This is a genomic window from Methylobacterium sp. AMS5 (assembly GCF_001542815.1).
In the GTDB taxonomy this organism is placed as follows: domain Bacteria; phylum Pseudomonadota; class Alphaproteobacteria; order Rhizobiales; family Beijerinckiaceae; genus Methylobacterium.
In genome coordinates, this window is sequence record NZ_CP006992.1 from 1,579,401 (window position 1) to 1,596,325 (window position 16,925).

Consider the following 16,925-nt stretch of genomic DNA (forward strand, 5'->3'; position numbering starts at 1 on the left):
GCGGCCGACACTTTCGGCCATCGCCGTCCCGGAACATCCCAGGATCGTCCGACATGACCGCTTTCCCCCCCGTCGACGGCACCGAGATCGAGCGCGCCCTGCGTCAGCGCGCGTCCGAAAAGATCCTCGTCCTCGACGGGGCGATGGGCACGGTGATCCAGCGGCTCAAATACACGGAAGAGGATTTCCGGGGTGAGCGCTTCAAGGATCACAGCCACGATCAGAAGGGCAACAACGACCTCCTGATCCTGACCCAGCCCGACGCGATCCGGCAGATCCACCTCGACTACTTCCTCGCGGGCGCCGACGTCTGCGAGACGAACACGTTTTCCGGCACCACGATCGCCCAGGCCGATTACGGCATGGAATCGATCATCCACGAGTTGAACGCGCAAGGTGCGCGCCTCGCCCGCGAAGCCGCCAAGCTCGCGGAGCAGCAGGACGGCCGCCGCCGCTTCGTCGCCGGCGCCATCGGCCCGACCAACCGCACGCTGTCGATCTCGCCGGACGTGAACAATCCCGGCTACCGCGCCGTGACGTTCGATGGGGTGAAGCAGGCCTATGTCGAGCAGGTGCGCGGCCTCATCGACGGCGGCGCCGAACTCATCCTGATCGAGACGATCTTCGACACGCTCAACGCCAAGGCGGCGATTGCCGCTGCGTGGCAGGTGTTCGATGAGACCGGCATCCGCCTGCCGATCCAGATCTCCGGCACCATCACCGATCTCTCCGGCCGCACCCTCTCGGGCCAGACGCCGGCCGCGTTCTGGAACTCGCTGCGCCATTCGAGCCCGCTCACCTTCGGCCTCAACTGTGCGCTCGGCGCCAAGGAAATGCGCGGCCACATCGCCGAGCTGTCGCGCATCTGCGACACGCTGGTCTGCGCCTATCCGAATGCCGGCCTGCCCAACGAGTTCGGCCTCTACGACGAGAGCCCGGAGGCCATGGGCAAGCTCGTCGGCGAGTTCGCCGCCTCGGGCCTCGTCAACATGGTCGGCGGCTGCTGCGGCACGACGCCCGACCACATCCGCGCCATCGCGGAGGCCGTGGCCGATAAGAAGCCGCGCGAGATCCCCGAGATCCCGCGCCTGATGCGCCTGTCGGGCCTCGAGCCGTTCGTGCTGACGAAGGAGATCCCCTTCGTGAACGTCGGCGAGCGTACCAACGTCACCGGCTCGGCCAAATTCCGCAAGCTCATCACCAACAACGATTACGCCGCCGCGCTCGATGTCGCCCGCGATCAGGTCGCGGCCGGCGCCCAGGTCATCGACGTCAACATGGATGAGGGCCTGCTCGACAGCGAGAAGGCGATGGTGGAGTTCCTCAACCTCGTCGCTGCCGAGCCCGACATCGCCCGCGTGCCGGTGATGGTCGATTCCTCGAAGTTCGAGGTGATCGAGGCCGGCCTGAAATGCATCCAGGGCAAGCCGATCGTGAACTCGATCTCCATGAAGGAGGGCGAGGACAAATTCATCGAGGCCGCCAAGATCTGCCGCTCCTACGGCGCGGCGGTCGTCGTCATGGCCTTCGACGAGCAGGGCCAGGCCGATTCCTACGAGCGCAAGGTCGAGATCTGCACCAAGGCCTACAAGATCCTCACCGAGCAGGTCGGCTTCCCGCCCGAAGACATCATCTTCGACCCCAACATCTTCGCGGTGGCGACGGGTATCGAGGAGCACAACCCCTACGGTGTCGCCTTCATCGAGGCGACGCGCACGATCCGCGAGACGCTGCCCCACGCCCATATCTCCGGCGGCGTCTCGAACCTGTCCTTCGCCTTCCGCGGCAACGAGCCGGTGCGCGAGGCGATGCATGCGGTGTTCCTGTTCCACTGCATCAAGGCCGGCATGGACATGGGCATCGTCAATGCCGGCCAGTTGGCCGTCTACGACGAGATCCCGGCCGAACTCCGCGAACTCTGCGAGGACGTGGTCCTCAACCGCCGCGAGGACTCGACCGAGCGCCTGCTGGAGGCCGCCGAGCGGTTCAAGACCGGCGCCTCGGCCCAGGCCAAGACCGCCGACCTGACGTGGCGCGAGGCGCCCGTCGCCAAGCGCATCGAGCACGCGCTCGTCAACGGCATCACCGAGTACATCGTCGCCGACACCGAGGAGGCGCGCAAAGAGGTCGCGCGTCCGCTCCACGTCATCGAAGGCCCGCTGATGGCCGGCATGAACGTGGTCGGCGACCTGTTCGGCTCGGGCAAGATGTTCCTGCCGCAGGTCGTGAAGTCCGCCCGCGTGATGAAGCAGGCGGTGGCCTATCTCGAACCCTTCATGGAGGAGGAGAAGCGGGCCAATGGCGGTGACGGCAAACGCCAGGCCGCCGGCAAGGTGCTGATGGCCACCGTGAAGGGCGACGTCCACGACATCGGCAAGAACATCGTCGGCGTCGTGCTCGCCTGCAACAACTACGAGATCATCGATCTCGGCGTGATGGTGCCGGCGGCCAAGATCCTCGAAACCGCCCGGCGCGAGAACGTCGACATCGTCGGCCTGTCGGGCCTCATCACCCCCTCGCTCGACGAGATGGTGCATGTCGCCGCCGAGATGGAGCGCGAGGGCATGGAGATGCCGCTGCTGATCGGCGGCGCCACCACCAGCCGCGTCCACACGGCGGTGAAGATCCACCCGGCCTACGCCAAGGGTCAGGCGGTCTACGTCACCGATGCGAGCCGCGCGGTCGGCGTGGTGTCGAGCCTGATCTCGAAGGAGACCCGCGGGGCCACCGTGGAGAAGGTCCGCGCCGAGTACGCCAAGGTCGCCGACGCCCATCGCCGCTCCGAGGCCGACAAGCAGCGCCTGCCGCTCGCCAAGGCGCGCGCGAACGCCTTCAAGGTCGATTGGTCGGCCTACAAGCCGGCCAAGCCCAGCTTCACCGGCACCCGCGTCTACGGCTCCTACGAGGTGGCGGATCTCGTCCCCTATATCGACTGGACGCCGTTCCTGCAGACCTACGAGTTCAAGGGCCGCTACCCCGCGATCCTCGACGATCCCGAGCAGGGCCCGGCGGCGCGTGCGCTGTTCGAGGACGCGCAGGTGATGCTCAAGCAGATCGTGGAGGAGCGCTGGTTCAACCCGAAGGCGGTGATCGGCTTCTGGCCGGCCAACAGCGTCGGCGACGATATCCGGCTCTATACCGGCGAGAGCCGGCAGGAGACGCTCGCGACCTTCCACGGCCTGCGCCAGCAGCTCTCGAAGCGCGACGGGCGCGCCAACACCTGCATTTCCGATTTCGTGGCGCCGGCCGAGACCGGCATCGCGGACTATGTCGGCGCCTTCGTGGTCACGGCGGGCCTGGAGGAGGTGCGCATCGCCGAGCGCTTCGAGCGGGCCAACGACGATTACCGCTCGATCCTCGTGAAGGCGCTCGCCGACCGCATCGCCGAGGCCTTCGCCGAGCGGATGCACGAGCGCGTCCGCAAGGAGTTCTGGGGCTATGCGCCGGCCGAGGCTTACGCCCCCGAGGAGCTGGTCTTGGAAAAGTACGACGGCATCCGGCCCGCGCCGGGCTACCCGGCCCAGCCCGACCATACGGAAAAGGTGCAGTTGTTCGATCTGCTCAAGGCGGAGAGCCGCATCGGCGTGAAGCTCACCGAGTCCTACGCCATGTGGCCGGGCTCCTCGGTCTCGGGCCTCTACCTCGCCCATCCCGACGCGCACTATTTCGGCGTCGCCAAGGTGGAGCGGGATCAGGTCGAGGACTACGCCCTGCGCAAGGGCATGGACGTGATCGAGGTCGAGCGCTGGCTCGGGCCGATCCTCAACTACGACCCGGCCCGCTACCTCAAGGCCGCGGCCGAGTAGTCACGCCGAATAGGTCACACTCGGCGCGGGATCGCACCGCAACGCTCCCGCGCCGCGACTTTTTCCTTGCCGAGGGGCGGCGGCGCGCGGCACCCCTGCCGTTACGACCCGCGGGGCTGCCCCGCCTTCGACAGGAAGTCCCGATGCGCTCCACGCTGCTCGTCCTCGCCGCCGCTCTCCTCGCCTGCGGGCTGTCGGCCTGCAACAGCACCGATTCGGGCGGTCCCGGCCTGGCCTCGGCCTTCGAGACCAGCAATTACCGGCACTCCTCCGACACCAACGGCACCCAGACCCGCCGGGACGTGAACCGCGCCTACACGCAGCCCTCGCTGCCCACCATCGCCAACCGCGGCTTCTGAGCCGTCTCGCTCAGCGCCGCAGCCGCCGACGCAGGCTCCGGGCTGCCGCCCAGAGCCGCGGCGAGCGCTTGATCCGGTGCTTGAGCCGCACCGCGAGCCGCGAGGCGAGCACGAGCGCATGGCTCGCCGGGCTCACCGGCACGGTCTGCTCCACGAGTTCGATGGTCTCGTCGCAGGTCTTGGCCTTGTAGCCCGCCTCGCCGACGCCGAGGTCGAGCGCCCGGCGTCCCCCCGCGGCCTGATGGCCGACCAGCCGGTGCAGCAGGATCTCGCCGGGGCTGAACCGGCCGAGTTCGGGGTCGGTGTCGAAAGACGTCCACATCCCGCAGAAGCGGGCGCCGTCCACCGCGCCGCCAAAGGTCGCCAGGATGCGCCCGCTCTCGCTCGCCACCAGGGCATGGACCTCGATCGCCGCGCCGCCGCCATCCGCGTCCGGGGCCGTCGCGGCGGCGATGAAGCGGCGGATGTCGGCCTCCGCATAGGGGTCGGCGACGCCGAGATCGGCGAAGCGCGCGGCCTTCTGTGCGTAGAACGCCGCCTGGATCTCGGCCGCCGCCTGCGGCGTCTCGGCGACGCGGTGCTCGACGGATCCTAAAAACTCCACGAGCTTGCGCTCCTTGGCCCGCAGCTTCTTGCGGGTGTCGCCGCTGAACACCCGGCGCAGAGTGGCCTCGGCATCGGGGCCGAGCAGCATGCCGTAGGCGTCGCTCGGCGCCGGCAGACCGCCTCCGGCCAACGGGTTCGGGGTTCCGTCCCAGACGCGCGGCTGGTTGCGGAGCGCGAAGGCGTCGATGCCCGCCATACGGCCGGCCCGGATCAGGGCCTCGGTCAGATCCTCGGCCGGCATCGCCGCCGCCTCGCGCGAGGCGAAAAGCGGCATGTGGAAGTTGGCGTGCCGGTCGCCGACCACCCGCGCGACCCGCAACGGACCGCGGCGCCCGACCGTGAGCGGCATCAGCACCCGCGCGCGTCCATGCGCGTCGCGGAGCACGAGAATGCGCGTCTCCTCACCGGCATCGATCCCGGCACCGAGATAGGCCGCCACCCAGTCGAAGCGCTGGTAGGGCGTCATCAGGACGGCCGGATCGGCCTCCAGCCCCCGCCACAGCCCCTCGACCGCGGCGAGATCGGAGAACACCTCCGCGGTGAGGCCGCCATGGCCCCGCAGCCCCGCCCGCGCGGGGCGCCCCAGATCTTCGGCGAGAGCCGCCATTCCCACATCCCCCATTGCGGGTGCCCGTCACGGCCAGGACGGGCGGCCACGCAAAACCGCCTCCGGGCGATCCTGCCCGGTTCGTCCTCAAGCCTCGGTTGACGCGGGCGGCCGATCTGCGGGGATGGGTAACGAAAGCTTTTCGCGTCCGTCGCTAGGCTCAAGGCGATGCCGGGGCCGCCCGGTGCTTCGAGCCGAGACGGGCCATGCTCTCGCCCCGCACCCGACACCGCCTGTTCCGCGCCGGCTTTCGGGCGATCACCGCCACGGGCGCCGACCGCTGGCTCGCTCCCGCCACCCGCGGGCGCGGCGTGATCCTCACCTTCCACCATGTCCGCCCCGAGCCGGTGCCCGGTTTCGCGCCGAACGCCCTCTTGTCGATCACCCCCGCCTTCCTGGAGCGGACGCTGGAACTGCTGGCCGCCCGCGGCTTCGAACTCATCGGCCTCGACCGCGTATCCGAGCGGCTCGCGGCCCCGGAAGGCGGAAAACCCTTCGCGGTGCTGACCTTCGACGACGGCTACCGCGACAATGTCGAGTACGCCCGGCCCGTGCTGGCGCGGCGCGGAGCGCCGTGGACGCTGTTCGTGACGAGCGACTTCGCCGAGGGGCGCGGGCGGCTGTGGTGGCTCGAACTGGAGCGGGCCGTGGCCCGGCTCGACGCGGTGCGGCTCGGCTCCGGCCTCGTCCTGCCGGCCCGCACGGATGCGGAGAAGACGGCCGCCTTCGAGACGGTCTATCGCGTCCTGCGCGCCGGCCCGGAGCCGGTCCTGCTCGACGCGATCGCCCGCCTGTGCCGCGAGGCCGGGTTCGAGCCGGGCGGGCTCGCCCGCGAACTCTGCCTGAGCTGGGGGGAACTGCGCGACCTCGCCCACGACCCGGCCATCTGCATCGGCGCGCACACGCTCTCGCACCCGATGCTCGCCAAGCACGACGCCGCCTTCGCGGAACGGGAGATGGCCGAGAGCCGCGCGCGGATCGAGGCGGAGCTGGGCCGCCCCGTGCGCCACCTGTCCTATCCCGTCGGCGATCCGACCTCGGCCGGGCCGCGGGAGTTTGAAATGGCCAAAAGACTCGGCTTCGCCACCGCGGTGACGACCCGGCCGGGCCATCTGTTCGCAGGGCACGCGGATCATGGCCACGCCCTGCCGCGGGTCTCGGTGAACGGGCTGCACCAGAGCGACGCGGCGCTGGCGAGCCTTCTCTCCGGCGTGCCGTTCCTGGCCTGGAACCGCGGGCGGCGGCTCAACGTGGGCTGAGCAACCGCGAAACACTCATTTGAGCGCTGCCTGGTCGGAACCGAGAAGTTGGGCGTGGTGCTTTTCCAGGATCGGCCGAATAAGCGGCGTAACACACCATTCATCGTCCGAACCGAGACAAGCCCAGTACCAGACTGTCTGCGCATGCAGCGCGATGTTCTCATCGAGCAGCCGCGCGACCAACGGCCACCTCGGATCGTCATCAACGGCCGTGCCCTCATCCTCGAACGATTGGATGATGACCTCCATCAATGTGAAGCGCTCGTCATCATCGAGCTCTCCCGATCGATAGGCGGCGATGAACGCGTCCAGACGACCGGCATCCGCGACCTCCCACTCCCAATCCTGCATGGATGGATCATTCGGGAGACCGAATCTGAGAGCTAAGGCCTCGATCGCCGCCCGCGTCGGATGCCGCTGGAGATGCTTGGGAACCACCATGATGCTCCCTCCAATCGGCAAGACTCGACATGTCAGTTTCGCCAGCACCGATTTTATGCAGGTTTGAGCCGAGACAAGCCCTCGATCTAAAGGAACCCCTTAGGTCGGGCCCAAGGCGATGTCGGCGCGGGAGGCTCTATCGGCGCCGACGGCGCGAGCGCGACGTGCCGCCCTCCGACTCCCCCGAACCGGTCTCAGCGCTGCCGACATCGAAGCTGGCGCTGGACCGGCCGCGGCGGCCGGAGCGCCGCCCCCGGCGTCGCGCCGGCTCGATATCGGGCTCCTCGATCGAGGGAATGCCGGGGATCGTCGCGGTCGAGGCGACCGAGGAGGTGCTGGCGGCGTCGTTGCCGCTGACATAGCCGCCGCTCGCGACGTTCCGGGCGGGCGGGCCGAACATGGCGAGGCACTGGTTGTAGGCGAGGTCGTTCTTCAGCCGCTCGCATTCCGCCATGGAGCGCGGCGTCCCCTGCGCGGCCGCGGTTTCGGCGGCCAGCGGCGCGGCGAGCATCAAGGAGGCGGCGAGGAGGTGCGGACGGAACGAAAGCGCGGGACGGCGCGGGGAGGGGCGCATGGGCGGCGGGCGACCTTCGGAGACGAACCTTGAGCGTAGGACGTCCCGCCTTCTCGCCAGGGAGTGCGGCGAAAAAAGGGGCCGCCTGCGTTCAACCGTGTCCGAAAGCCGGCGGCCATCTTTCGGGACGATGCGCTAATCGTCCGGCCGATCCATCCAGCGGATCAGCGGCATCAGCGGGAAGATCCAGGCGATGCCGAGGATCGAGTAGATCACCGTCTGCACCGCCGGATGGGTTTCCGAGATGCGGCTGTCGGCGAGCGCCATGGCGAGCGGCGCGTAGACGATCACGAAGGCCAGGATACCGAAGGTTCCGAGCAGGGTGCGCGTGCGGCGGCGCATGGGCCTGGTTCTCTCGCGTCGTGGGTGAGCGCCCGGCGGGCGCCGGAACGGGTCGTACCGGTCCTGCTCGCGCGCTGCAACGCGAAGTCCCTGCGCCATAGGCCGCGTTGCGCGCGGGGTCCCGCTTCCCGTAAGCCACACCCGAACGTTCCCGGCCGCCGGACCTGACGCGCGAGATCATGAGACTGTCGACCCATCCGACCCTTGACCGCTTCGACGCCGTCCCGGCGGCCTCCTACCGCCCCGGGCACGGCGCGGTGCGCGCGTGGCTCTATCTGCTCGCCGTGCTCGTCGTGGCGATGGTCGCCGTCGGCGGCGCGACGCGACTCACCGGCTCGGGCCTCTCGATCACCGAATGGCGGCCGGTGACCGGCGTGGTGCCGCCGCTCGACGCCGCCGACTGGGCGGCGGAGTTCGACAAGTACCGCGACACGCCGCAGTACCGCATCCTCAACCAGGGCATCGGGCTCGACGGCTTCAAGACGCTCTACTGGTGGGAATGGGGGCACCGCCTGCTCGGGCGGATCGTCGGCCTCGTGTTTTTCCTGCCGTTTGCGTGGTTCTGGGCCCGCGGCATGCTCGGGCGTCGCCTCCTCGCCTGCCTCCTCGGCCTCGGCCTGCTCGGCGGGCTTCAGGGCGCGATCGGCTGGATCATGGTGGCCTCGGGCCTCCAGCCCGGCATGACGGCGGTGGCGCCGCTCAAGCTCGCTCTGCACCTCACCACCGCGAGCCTGATCCTCGTCGGCCTCATCTGGCTCGCCGCCGGCACCCGCCCCCGGGCGCTCGCTCCGGCGCCCGAACCGGTGCGGGTCGTCGCCTGCCTGTTGCCGGTGCTGGTGCTGATTCAGATCTGGCTCGGCGGGCTCGTGGCCGGCTCGAAGGCGGGCCTCCTCTACAACACCTGGCCGGACATGGACGGCAGCCTCGTGCCGCCGGCCCGGGTGCTGTTCGACAAGGTGCCCTTCATCGAGAACTTCATCGACAACCTCGCTTTGGTGCAGTTCAACCACCGCCTCTTCGCCTATCTCGTCGTGGTGGCGGCCATCGCGCACGCGATCCAGGCCGCTCGCACGGCACCCGGCAGCGCTGCGGGCCGGGCGAAGGGCGTGGCGGCGCTGGCGCTGGCACAGATGGGTCTCGGCATCGCGACCCTCTTGCTGCATGTGCCGCTCTGGGCCGGGCTCGCGCATCAGGTCTTCGCCATGGCGGTGCTGATCATGGCGACCGTCCATGCTCGCCTTGCTCTGGGCGTGCCCGCCGCCTCCGCGCTCACGGGGGCAGAGGTGCCGATCGGGCTGGAGACGCTCGCCGGCCGCGGCCCCTGAGACGGCTCCGCGCCCCCTCGACCGGGTTGGCGCGAAACCTGCCTCGCTTCCGCGGCAGGTTCATGAAACCGTCGCGATTGGCTTCGATGCTTGGGGGGAAGGCTCAAGGGAGCCTTGGCCGACTGCGCCGCAGCATAGAAATCGGCTTATCCTGCAGTGCAAAAGGTAGGTTCCAGTCGTCGCGGTAACAATTTCGGCGGAAGACCGCGCCCTCGGTAGTCCGACGATGGAACGACTCGCCGGTCGATAGAATTAAATACCTCGCCAACACAGGAGCAGAGGATGTTTCTGGCCGAGGACGGACGCCCGCTTGCGCTGAATTGGAACTACACGCCCAGTGAGCTGCGGGCGGACGGTGTAGTCCATATCGCGGGTATCGCCCTCGGGTTTTTCGGCGCGATCTGCTTGATCGCGATGGCGGCCTTAAACCATCTCGGGTGGATCGAACGGGCCTCTCTGCTCGTCTACGCGACCGCGTTGCTGGCGATGCTCGGCGCATCCGCTGCCTACAACATGTGGCCGGTGAGTCCGCGCAAGTGGATCCTGCGCCGTTTCGACCATGCCTTCATCTATCTGATGATCGCCGGCACCTACACGCCGGTGGTGGCGCTGGTCGGCTCCGGCCCCGTCGCCTGGACGCTGCTCGCCCTGATCTGGACGGTCGCGCTCACCGGCATCGCCATCAAGATCCTGATGCCCGGCCGCTGGGACCGCGTCTCGATCGTGCTCTACCTGATGCTCGGTTGGAGCGGCGTCCTGGCCTACGAGTCCGTGATTTCGGGACTCACCCCGTCCGCCCTGTGGCTCCTCGCCATCGGCGGCCTGCTCTATTCGGGCGGCGTGGTCTTCCACGTCTGGCGCAGCCTGCCGTTCCAGAACGCGATCTGGCACGCCTTCGTGCTGGCCGCGACCGCCTGCCATTACGGGACGATCATGGCGAGCGTGCTGCACGCCGGGGCGTGAGCGCTCCCCGCCTTTCCCGTCAGCGGGCCGCGAAGCCGCTGACATGCGCGACGACGATGCCGTGCGTGATCCAGGAGCGCGGGAGACCGGGCCGGACGCCGGAGGCGCCTGATTCTCAGGCCGGCTCGGAGATGCTGTTGCCTTCGCCCAGGGTGTCGGAAGCGCGCTCGACGGCGCTGATCGCATCGAGCAGGTGCTGCACGCTGCGCTCCACCTCGATCCGGGGCCGGTCCATGACGGCCGCCCGCGCCACCAGCCCTTCGAGCTGATCGAGCACGTCCAGGAGGTCGCCTGCGACAGCCGCCACGTCGCAGCCGGCGCGGGCCGGCGTGGCGGGGGCAGGGGGGCGGCGGAAAGGGATGACCGTGCTCATCGCCATCGTGTGTCGCGAAAAGGCGGGCGCATGGCCACCCGCAGACCGGGCGTCATCCACACCCAAGCCGCAGCGCAGGGTCGCCAAAGGGGGCTTCCTGCCTCAATTGGTGAGTTTTTCGTCGAAACCGTGGCTCGAATCTCCGCCAAACCGGCAAGCTTTCCCGCCGTGTCACCGGGCGTCGTCCGAAACGGAAAAATCCTTCCTCCGAATCGGCCCGTTCCGGCGATGGATTGACAAGGATCGCGCCGAAGCAGAGGTTGGAATCGTTCCGAGGGGGGCCCCGTATGGGGCTGAGAGTGGGCAGGCGCCCTGACCCTTGAACCTGATCCGGCTCGTACCGGCGGAGGGACGGGAACCAGTGGCCGCTGCTCACAAGCAGCATCGGTCAGCCGCACCATCGTCGGGACCACGGGTCGCCTCCCCTATCAGGAGCGACAGCGATGAACGCACCCGTCCGTCCCAAAGATCTTCCCAACAGCAATCCCGCCAGCGTGACCACCGGCCCCGTGCAGGGCTCGCGTAAGGTCTATGCCGAGGCGCCCGGCCGCCCCGACATCCGCGTGCCCTACCGGGAGATCGCCCTCTCCGACCCGAAGGAGGAGCCGGTGCGGGTCTACGACCCGTCGGGTCCCTACACCGAGACCGATGCGTCCATCGATCTCGAGAAGGGTCTGGCTCCCGTCCGCGAGCCGTGGATCGTCGGGCGCGGCTATGCCGCCGTGAAGCCGCGCGACGTGAAGCCGGAGGACAATGGATTCGCGTCCGCCGACAAGCTCGTGGCGCCGTGCCCCGCCGAGCGCACGATCCGCCGGGCGGAGCCGGGGCAACTGGTGACGCAATACGAGTTCGCCCGCGCCGGGATCATCACGGAAGAGATGATCTACGTGGCGCATCGCGAGAATGCCTGCCGCGCGCAGATGCTGGAGCGGGCGGAAGCCGCGCTCGCCGACGGCGACAGCTTCGGCGCGGCACTGCCGCCCTTCATCACGCCCGAATTCGTCCGCGACGAGGTCGCCCGCGGGCGCGCCATCATCCCGGCCAACATCAACCACCTCGAACTCGAGCCGATGGCGATCGGCCGCAATTTTTTGGTGAAAATCAACGCCAATATCGGCAACTCGGCGGTGACGTCTTCCGCGGCTGAGGAAGTCGAAAAACTGGTCTGGTCGATCCGCTGGGGCGCGGATACGGTCATGGACCTCTCGACGGGGCGCAACATCCACAACATCCGCTCGTGGATCGTGCGCAACTCGCCCGTCCCGATCGGCACCGTGCCGATCTATCAGGCGCTGGAGAAGGTCGGCGGCGACCCGTTGAAGCTCGATTGGGAGGTGTTCAAGGACACGCTCATCGAGCAGGCCGAGCAGGGCATCGACTACTTCACGATCCATGCCGGCGTGCGGCTCGCCCATGTGCCGCTCACCGCGCGGCGGACCACCGGCATCGTGTCGCGCGGCGGCTCGATCATGGCGCGCTGGTGCCTCGCCGGACACCGCGAATCGTTCCTCTACGAGCGGTTCGACGAGATCTGCGACATCATGCGGGCCTACGACGTGTCGTTCTCGCTCGGCGACGGCCTGCGCCCGGGCTCGATTGCGGATGCCAACGATGCGGCCCAGTTCGCCGAGCTGGAGACCCTGGGCGAACTCACCAAGATCGCCTGGGACAAGGGCTGCCAGACCATGATCGAGGGCCCCGGCCACGTGCCGATGCACAAGATCAAGGTCAACATGGAGAAGCAGCTGCGCGAGTGCGGCGAGGCGCCGTTCTACACGCTCGGCCCGCTGACCACCGACATCGCGCCGGGCTACGACCACATCACCTCGGGCATCGGCGCGGCGATGATCGGCTGGTTCGGCACGGCGATGCTCTGCTACGTCACGCCGAAGGAGCATCTCGGCCTGCCCAACCGCGACGACGTGAAGACCGGCGTCATCACCTACAAGATCGCCGCGCATGCCGCCGACCTCGCCAAGGGCCACCCTGCCGCGCAGCTGCGCGACGACGCCCTCAGCCGCGCCCGCTTCGACTTCCGTTGGGAGGACCAGTTCAACCTCTCGCTGGATCCCGACACGGCGCGCGCCTACCACGACGAGACCCTGCCGAAGGACGCGCACAAGGTCGCCCATTTCTGCTCGATGTGCGGCCCGAAATTCTGCTCGATGAAGATCACGCAGGATCTGCGCGCCGACGTGCTCGCCATGGAGGAAGCCGGCATCGTCATCGGCCAAGCCCAGCCGATGAGCGACGCCGAGCGTCAGGCTGGCATGGCGGCCAAGTCGCAGGAGTTCCTGGAAGAGGGCGGCAAGCTCTACGTCGACGCGGCGGAGTAAGCCCTGCGTGAAATGCGGGATGGCCGTCCGGCGGGCGGCCATCCTCGCAGAACCGATCGGTCGATGCGAATTCGTGAAAACCCTTCAGGTAATCTTTACGGATCGGTGAGGCTGGCGGCCGTTCCCAGGGGACAACCGGCGGGCCTTAAGACTCCGGTAGCGACGCGCGCAATCTTCTGAGGTCCGGCCTCGCGCCGGAACCGAAGGAATGCAGCCATGGACCCGATCAGGGCCGCGGCCTCGACGCCGCCCGTCTCAACCGCTCCCATCACCCCTATCCGACCGGTCGGCGAGACCGTTCGCGACGAGGCCCCTGCCTCCCGCGTGCTCGACCCCGCGGTCACCGTCGCGGTGAGCCCCGAGAGCGCGGAACCGAAGCCGTCCGAGCCGGATCGGCGGGCCTATATCCGCGATGCGGACAGCCAGAGCCTCGTTTTCCGGGTCACCGATCCCCAGACGGGCGACGTGGTGATGCAGATCCCCGACGAGGTGATCCTCAAGGCGCGGGCCTACGCACGGGAAGCCGCACCGTTTCCAGGCGAGCGCGTCGCCAAGACGGCCTGACCAGCCATCCGGCCACGCAGAGCATCGTCCTGGATACTTGATCCAGGACGATGCTCTGGAACCTTGTTTTGGCATCATCCCGAAAGCCGGCAACCACCTTTCGGGACGATGCTTTAGGCTCTTGTTTTCGCATCATCTTTTCTCCGAAAGCCGGTAACCACCTTTCGGGATGATGCTCTAGCTGTACGGTCCCGGCATGTGGTGCGACGGATCGACTCTGAAGCGTTCGGGCTCTTTGGTCCAGGCTTGGCAGATGCGTTCGTAGGGTGTCAGGCCGCGTAGCGTCTTGAGGCGGCGGGCGTGGTTGTAGGCATCCACGAAGAGCTGGAGGTGATCTCTGAGCTGATCGTGGCTGTCGTAATGGTAGCGCTTGACCGTCGCATCCTTGATCGTGCGGTTCATCCGTTCGACCTGGCCGTTATCCGGCATGATGACCCTCGGTGCCCTCGCGTTCCGCTGATCTTCGGATCGGCGCTATGGTGAGCCCATCCGGGACACGGGGCACCGGGAGCACGTGCGTGCGGGCAGGCCGACCCTTAGACGATGGGCTGCGAGCCCGAGCCGTTATCTGGCCGCCCCTGCGGCTCGCCCGGATGCGCTGCGAGCGCGGATCCGTAGTTGCCGTGTTGCCCGCCAGCTCCCGCAATCGAGACGAGGAGACAGGCTCATGCGGGTTGTGGGATTGGACATCCACCGCGTTTTCGCCGAGGCGGTAATGCTGGAGAACGGCGCGGCCCGGCGTCTTGGTCGGATCGGCATGACGCGCGATCACCTGACGGCGTTCGCCAAGACGCTGACGCACGACGACCATGTCGTCGTGGAGGCGACCGGCAACGCCAGCGCGGTCGCGGAGGTGATCCGGCCGCATGTCGGTCGGGTGGTGATCGCCAACCCGCGCCAGGTGCGGCTGATCGCCGAGGCGCGGATCAAGACCGACGTCATCGACGCGACCGTGCTGGCGCGGCTCTATGCCAGTGGCTTTCTGCCAGAGGTCTGGATCCCGGACGAGGCAACGCTTGCGCTCCGGCGCCAGGTCACACGCCGCACCCAGATCGTCCGGCAGCGGACGCGGCTGAAGACGATGGTGCAGTCGATCCTGCATGCGCATCTAGTGCCGCCCTGTCCCCACGCCGATCTGTTCGGGCCGCGGGGACGGACCTGGCTGCTGGCACAGCCGCTGCCCGGCGACGAGAGCGATGCCGTCGCCCGGCACCTGCGTGAGTACGACCGGCTGAGCGAGGACGTGAAGGTCGTCGAGCGTGAACTGGCGCGCGAGGCGCGCGCCGACGCGAACGTCACGCGGCTGATGACGATCCCAGGCATCGACCTGGTGGTCGCAGTCGGGCTGATCGCCGCCATCGGACCCGTGGCGCGGTTCGCCGGCCCGGATCGGCTCGTGGCCTATCTTGGGCTGAACCCGAGCGTGCATCAGTCCGGATCCGGCAAGCCACGGCATGGACGCATCACCAAGCAGGGGCGCAGCCACGCCCGCACGATGTTGGTCGAGGCGGCCTGGCAGGCCGTGCGGGGGCCCGGTCCACTGCGCGCCTTCTTCCAGCGCGTGTCGGCGCGGCGTGGGCCTCACGTCGCGGCCGTGGCGGTCTCACGCAAGCTGGCGGTGATCATCTGGCACCTGCTCACGCGGGGCGAGGACTACGCTTGGGTGCGTCCGGCGCTCCACGCCAAGAAGCTGCGGGAACTGGAGCTGCGCTCGGGCGAGCCGGCACGGCGTGGTCAGCGCGGAACGGCCTACGCCTACAACCTGACCCGCGTCCGACAGGAGGAGCGGCGGCGTGTCGAGCAGGCGGAGGTCGCCTACCGACACCTGACCGAGGGCTGGAGCCGGCGTGGGCGACGCGTACCCACGGGCGCCGCAAAGGAGGAGCGACTCTGAAGACGGCGCGGCCAGGCTTGCACCTCGAACCCGGCTCTTCGTCACACGGTCGCCCGTGGGCGGCAACAAAATAGTACGGATCGCAACAAAGGGACTGTTCAACCTCATCCGTGGTCCAGGGATGGTTCACCTTGGTTAGCCGGTGCTCGATGTCGTTCTCTGCGCAGACGCGGCCGAAGATGTGCGCGAAGGCATAGGTATCCTTCTTGCGGTTGGTGAACTGAATGCCGTTATCCGTCAGGACGATGTGGATGCGGTAGGGCACCGCCATGATCAGATCACGCAGGAACTGCGCCGCCTCCATCTTGCCAGCACTCTCGACAAGATGGACGAAGGCGAACTTGCTGGTACGGTCGATCGCCACGAACAGGTACAGCTTGCCCTCTTCGGTGCTGACCTGTGCGATATCGATATGGAAGTAGCCGATCGGATATTGCTTGAAGCGCTTCTTCTCGGGCTTGTCGCCTTCGACTTCCGGCAGGCGGCTGATGCCGTGCCGCTGCAGGCACCGGTGCAGGCTGGAGCGGGTCAGATGGGGGATCGTGGGCTGCAAACCGTAGAGGCAGTCGTCCAGCGGCAGCAGGGTATGCCGCCGGAAAGCGACGACGATCGCCTCCTCCTCCGGTGTCAGAACGGTCGAGCGCGGCTCCTTCGGACCCATGGCCGCGTCGGCCGTCGTCTCCCGATCACGCCACTTCTGGATCGTCGTCGGGCTGACGCCGTAGCGTTTAGCCGCCGCTCTCACGCTTTCTTGACGTAGCTGTATCGCGCGACGGACTGCCTCCGTCGTGCGGGCGCTGCCGTGAAGAATTTGGCCCATAGCGCATCCCTCGCCGCGTGATGCTCAATCGTACCACCACACCGAGGGATCAAACATCTAGCCTGTCATCCGCCCTCCGACGAGACAGAACGCTCGGAGGTGCGCACGCTCTGCGCGCCGCGATCGTCCTACGGCGAAGGATGCCCGGACAGCACGCCGTCACCGAAGGCGGCTCTGATTCGATTCGGCATGCGGTCAGCCGGCGTTTACGCCCCCGGACCGGCGTCGCCCTGAAGCCCCGCGGCGATGTGGTTGTTGAGCGAGACCAGCGACTCGATCTTCTGCGCCGTCGGCTCGATCATCGTGTCCAAGATCGTATGGAACACGTAGGCCGAGAGCTGCGCCATGCCGGTGCGGACCTCGGTGGGGAGCGGGCTGCTCGGCTCGGTCGCGGCGGAGGCCAGGATCGTCCAGACGCGCTGGTTGAACGTCAGTGCGTCGTTGAGAGCCGGTCCCGCCTCGATCTGTGAACCGAGGGACTGAAGACGGCCGGCCGCCTTCAGCAGAACGGCCGCCTCGGCTTCCCGAGGGGAGAGCGCCACGCGCGAGGCCTTCGCGTAGGCATTGGCCGCGTACTGCATCGTCGGTGTTCTCCCTGCGCCGCCCTCGGCCGATCGCAGGCGAATCAATGCATCGTCTTTGTTAAAAGCCGGTAT

Annotated in this window: 14 protein-coding genes, 2 pseudogenes and 1 riboswitch; of the genes and pseudogenes, 8 read left to right on the forward strand and 8 right to left on the reverse strand. The window is 68.0% G+C overall.

The features are described 5' to 3' along the window. Positions 1–53: 53 nt before the first annotated feature. Positions 54–3,806 (forward strand): methionine synthase, encoded by a 3,753-nt coding sequence (gene metH / locus Y590_RS07195; RefSeq protein WP_060769256.1) that lies wholly within the window; start codon positions 54–56, stop codon positions 3,804–3,806. A gap of 143 nt (positions 3,807–3,949) precedes the next feature. Further along, positions 3,950–4,165, forward strand: a complete 216-nt coding sequence (locus Y590_RS07200; protein ID WP_012253199.1) for a hypothetical protein — start codon at positions 3,950–3,952, stop codon at positions 4,163–4,165. Between the two features lie 10 nt (positions 4,166–4,175). On the opposite strand, the gene Y590_RS07205 is transcribed toward Y590_RS07200, so the two are convergent. Further along, complete coding sequence (locus Y590_RS07205) at positions 4,176–5,378, reverse strand: GNAT family N-acetyltransferase (RefSeq protein ID WP_060769257.1); 1,203 nt, start codon at positions 5,376–5,378, stop codon at positions 4,176–4,178. A gap of 206 nt (positions 5,379–5,584) precedes the next feature. On the opposite strand from Y590_RS07205, the gene Y590_RS07210 reads away from it, so the two are divergent. Continuing rightward, positions 5,585–6,637, forward strand: a complete 1,053-nt coding sequence (locus Y590_RS07210; protein ID WP_060769258.1) for a polysaccharide deacetylase family protein — start codon at positions 5,585–5,587, stop codon at positions 6,635–6,637. Between the two features lie 15 nt (positions 6,638–6,652). Here the strand turns inward: Y590_RS07210 and Y590_RS07215 are convergent, their stop codons facing one another. The 3 genes from Y590_RS07215 to Y590_RS07225 all read right to left on the reverse strand — a co-directional run bounded on the left by Y590_RS07215 (position 6,653) and on the right by Y590_RS07225 (position 7,994). Then, positions 6,653–7,078 carry a hypothetical protein gene (locus Y590_RS07215; RefSeq protein WP_060769259.1) on the reverse strand — a complete coding sequence of 142 codons (426 nt, stop codon included), beginning with the start codon at positions 7,076–7,078 and terminating at the stop codon, positions 6,653–6,655. A 136-nt stretch (positions 7,079–7,214) separates the two neighbouring features. Then, positions 7,215–7,652 (reverse strand): hypothetical protein, encoded by a 438-nt coding sequence (locus Y590_RS07220; RefSeq protein WP_060769260.1) that lies wholly within the window; start codon positions 7,650–7,652, stop codon positions 7,215–7,217. Positions 7,653–7,787: 135 nt separating this feature from the next. Then, on the reverse strand, positions 7,788–7,994 hold the full coding sequence (locus Y590_RS07225; RefSeq protein ID WP_009863569.1) for a DUF2842 domain-containing protein: 207 nt from the start codon (positions 7,992–7,994) through the stop codon (positions 7,788–7,790). 179 nt (positions 7,995–8,173) lie between these two features. Here Y590_RS07225 and Y590_RS07230 point away from each other — a divergent pair, with 179 nt between their 5' ends. After that, positions 8,174–9,319 carry a COX15/CtaA family protein gene (locus tag Y590_RS07230; protein ID WP_060769261.1) on the forward strand — a complete coding sequence of 382 codons (1,146 nt, stop codon included), beginning with the start codon at positions 8,174–8,176 and terminating at the stop codon, positions 9,317–9,319. Between the two features lie 282 nt (positions 9,320–9,601). Then, positions 9,602–10,282 carry a PAQR family membrane homeostasis protein TrhA gene (gene trhA, locus Y590_RS07235; protein WP_060769262.1) on the forward strand — a complete coding sequence of 227 codons (681 nt, stop codon included), beginning with the start codon at positions 9,602–9,604 and terminating at the stop codon, positions 10,280–10,282. A gap of 115 nt (positions 10,283–10,397) precedes the next feature. Here the strand turns inward: trhA and Y590_RS07240 are convergent, their stop codons facing one another. Continuing rightward, complete coding sequence (locus tag Y590_RS07240; RefSeq protein WP_060769263.1) at positions 10,398–10,661, reverse strand: hypothetical protein; 264 nt, start codon at positions 10,659–10,661, stop codon at positions 10,398–10,400. Positions 10,662–10,919: 258 nt separating this feature from the next. After that, positions 10,920–11,024: riboswitch (TPP riboswitch) on the forward strand. A gap of 74 nt (positions 11,025–11,098) precedes the next feature. Here Y590_RS07240 and thiC point away from each other — a divergent pair. Together thiC and Y590_RS07250 are read left to right on the forward strand one after the other, a co-directional pair. Continuing rightward, positions 11,099–12,991 (forward strand): phosphomethylpyrimidine synthase ThiC, encoded by a 1,893-nt coding sequence (gene thiC / locus Y590_RS07245; RefSeq protein ID WP_060769264.1) that lies wholly within the window; start codon positions 11,099–11,101, stop codon positions 12,989–12,991. 216 nt (positions 12,992–13,207) lie between these two features. Further along, positions 13,208–13,555, forward strand: a complete 348-nt coding sequence (locus tag Y590_RS07250) for a flagellar protein FlaG (RefSeq protein WP_060769265.1) — start codon at positions 13,208–13,210, stop codon at positions 13,553–13,555. Positions 13,556–13,732: 177 nt separating this feature from the next. Here Y590_RS07250 and Y590_RS07255 read toward each other — a convergent pair. Then, positions 13,733–13,975 (reverse strand): annotated as a pseudogene (locus Y590_RS07255) (integrase core domain-containing protein); the annotation flags it as partial. A 247-nt stretch (positions 13,976–14,222) separates the two neighbouring features. Between Y590_RS07255 and Y590_RS07260 the strand changes: the two are divergent. Beyond that, complete coding sequence (locus Y590_RS07260; protein WP_060768813.1) at positions 14,223–15,449, forward strand: IS110-like element ISMch4 family transposase; 1,227 nt, start codon at positions 14,223–14,225, stop codon at positions 15,447–15,449. Between the two features lie 94 nt (positions 15,450–15,543). Here Y590_RS07260 and Y590_RS25535 read toward each other — a convergent pair. Both Y590_RS25535 and flaF read right to left on the reverse strand, forming a co-directional pair. Then, positions 15,544–16,269 (reverse strand): annotated as a pseudogene (locus Y590_RS25535) (DDE-type integrase/transposase/recombinase); the annotation flags it as partial. Positions 16,270–16,475: 206 nt separating this feature from the next. Next, positions 16,476–16,850, reverse strand: coding sequence for a flagellar biosynthesis regulator FlaF (gene flaF / locus Y590_RS07270; RefSeq protein ID WP_060769267.1), 375 nt, complete (start codon positions 16,848–16,850; stop codon positions 16,476–16,478). Positions 16,851–16,925 lie beyond the last annotated feature (75 nt).

What these genes read in the sequence shown, in the direction of transcription:
- trhA (WP_060769262.1), top strand. Translation starts at nt 9,602, where the DNA reads ATGTTTCTGGCCGAGGACGGACGCCCGCTTGCGCTGAATTGGAACTAC.
- flaF (WP_060769267.1), bottom strand. Translation starts at nt 16,850, where the DNA reads ATGCAGTACGCGGCCAATGCCTACGCGAAGGCCTCGCGCGTGGCGCTC.
- Y590_RS07225 (WP_009863569.1), bottom strand. Translation starts at nt 7,994, where the DNA reads ATGCGCCGCCGCACGCGCACCCTGCTCGGAACCTTCGGTATCCTGGCC.
- Y590_RS07210 (WP_060769258.1), top strand. Translation starts at nt 5,585, where the DNA reads ATGCTCTCGCCCCGCACCCGACACCGCCTGTTCCGCGCCGGCTTTCGG.
- Y590_RS07205 (WP_060769257.1), bottom strand. Translation starts at nt 5,378, where the DNA reads ATGGCGGCTCTCGCCGAAGATCTGGGGCGCCCCGCGCGGGCGGGGCTG.
- thiC (WP_060769264.1), top strand. Translation starts at nt 11,099, where the DNA reads ATGAACGCACCCGTCCGTCCCAAAGATCTTCCCAACAGCAATCCCGCC.
- Y590_RS07200 (WP_012253199.1), top strand. Translation starts at nt 3,950, where the DNA reads ATGCGCTCCACGCTGCTCGTCCTCGCCGCCGCTCTCCTCGCCTGCGGG.
- Y590_RS07260 (WP_060768813.1), top strand. Translation starts at nt 14,223, where the DNA reads ATGCGGGTTGTGGGATTGGACATCCACCGCGTTTTCGCCGAGGCGGTA.
- Y590_RS07240 (WP_060769263.1), bottom strand. Translation starts at nt 10,661, where the DNA reads ATGGCGATGAGCACGGTCATCCCTTTCCGCCGCCCCCCTGCCCCCGCC.
- metH (WP_060769256.1), top strand. Translation starts at nt 54, where the DNA reads ATGACCGCTTTCCCCCCCGTCGACGGCACCGAGATCGAGCGCGCCCTG.
- Y590_RS07230 (WP_060769261.1), top strand. Translation starts at nt 8,174, where the DNA reads ATGAGACTGTCGACCCATCCGACCCTTGACCGCTTCGACGCCGTCCCG.
- Y590_RS07250 (WP_060769265.1), top strand. Translation starts at nt 13,208, where the DNA reads ATGGACCCGATCAGGGCCGCGGCCTCGACGCCGCCCGTCTCAACCGCT.
- Y590_RS07215 (WP_060769259.1), bottom strand. Translation starts at nt 7,078, where the DNA reads ATGGTGGTTCCCAAGCATCTCCAGCGGCATCCGACGCGGGCGGCGATC.
- Y590_RS07220 (WP_060769260.1), bottom strand. Translation starts at nt 7,652, where the DNA reads ATGCGCCCCTCCCCGCGCCGTCCCGCGCTTTCGTTCCGTCCGCACCTC.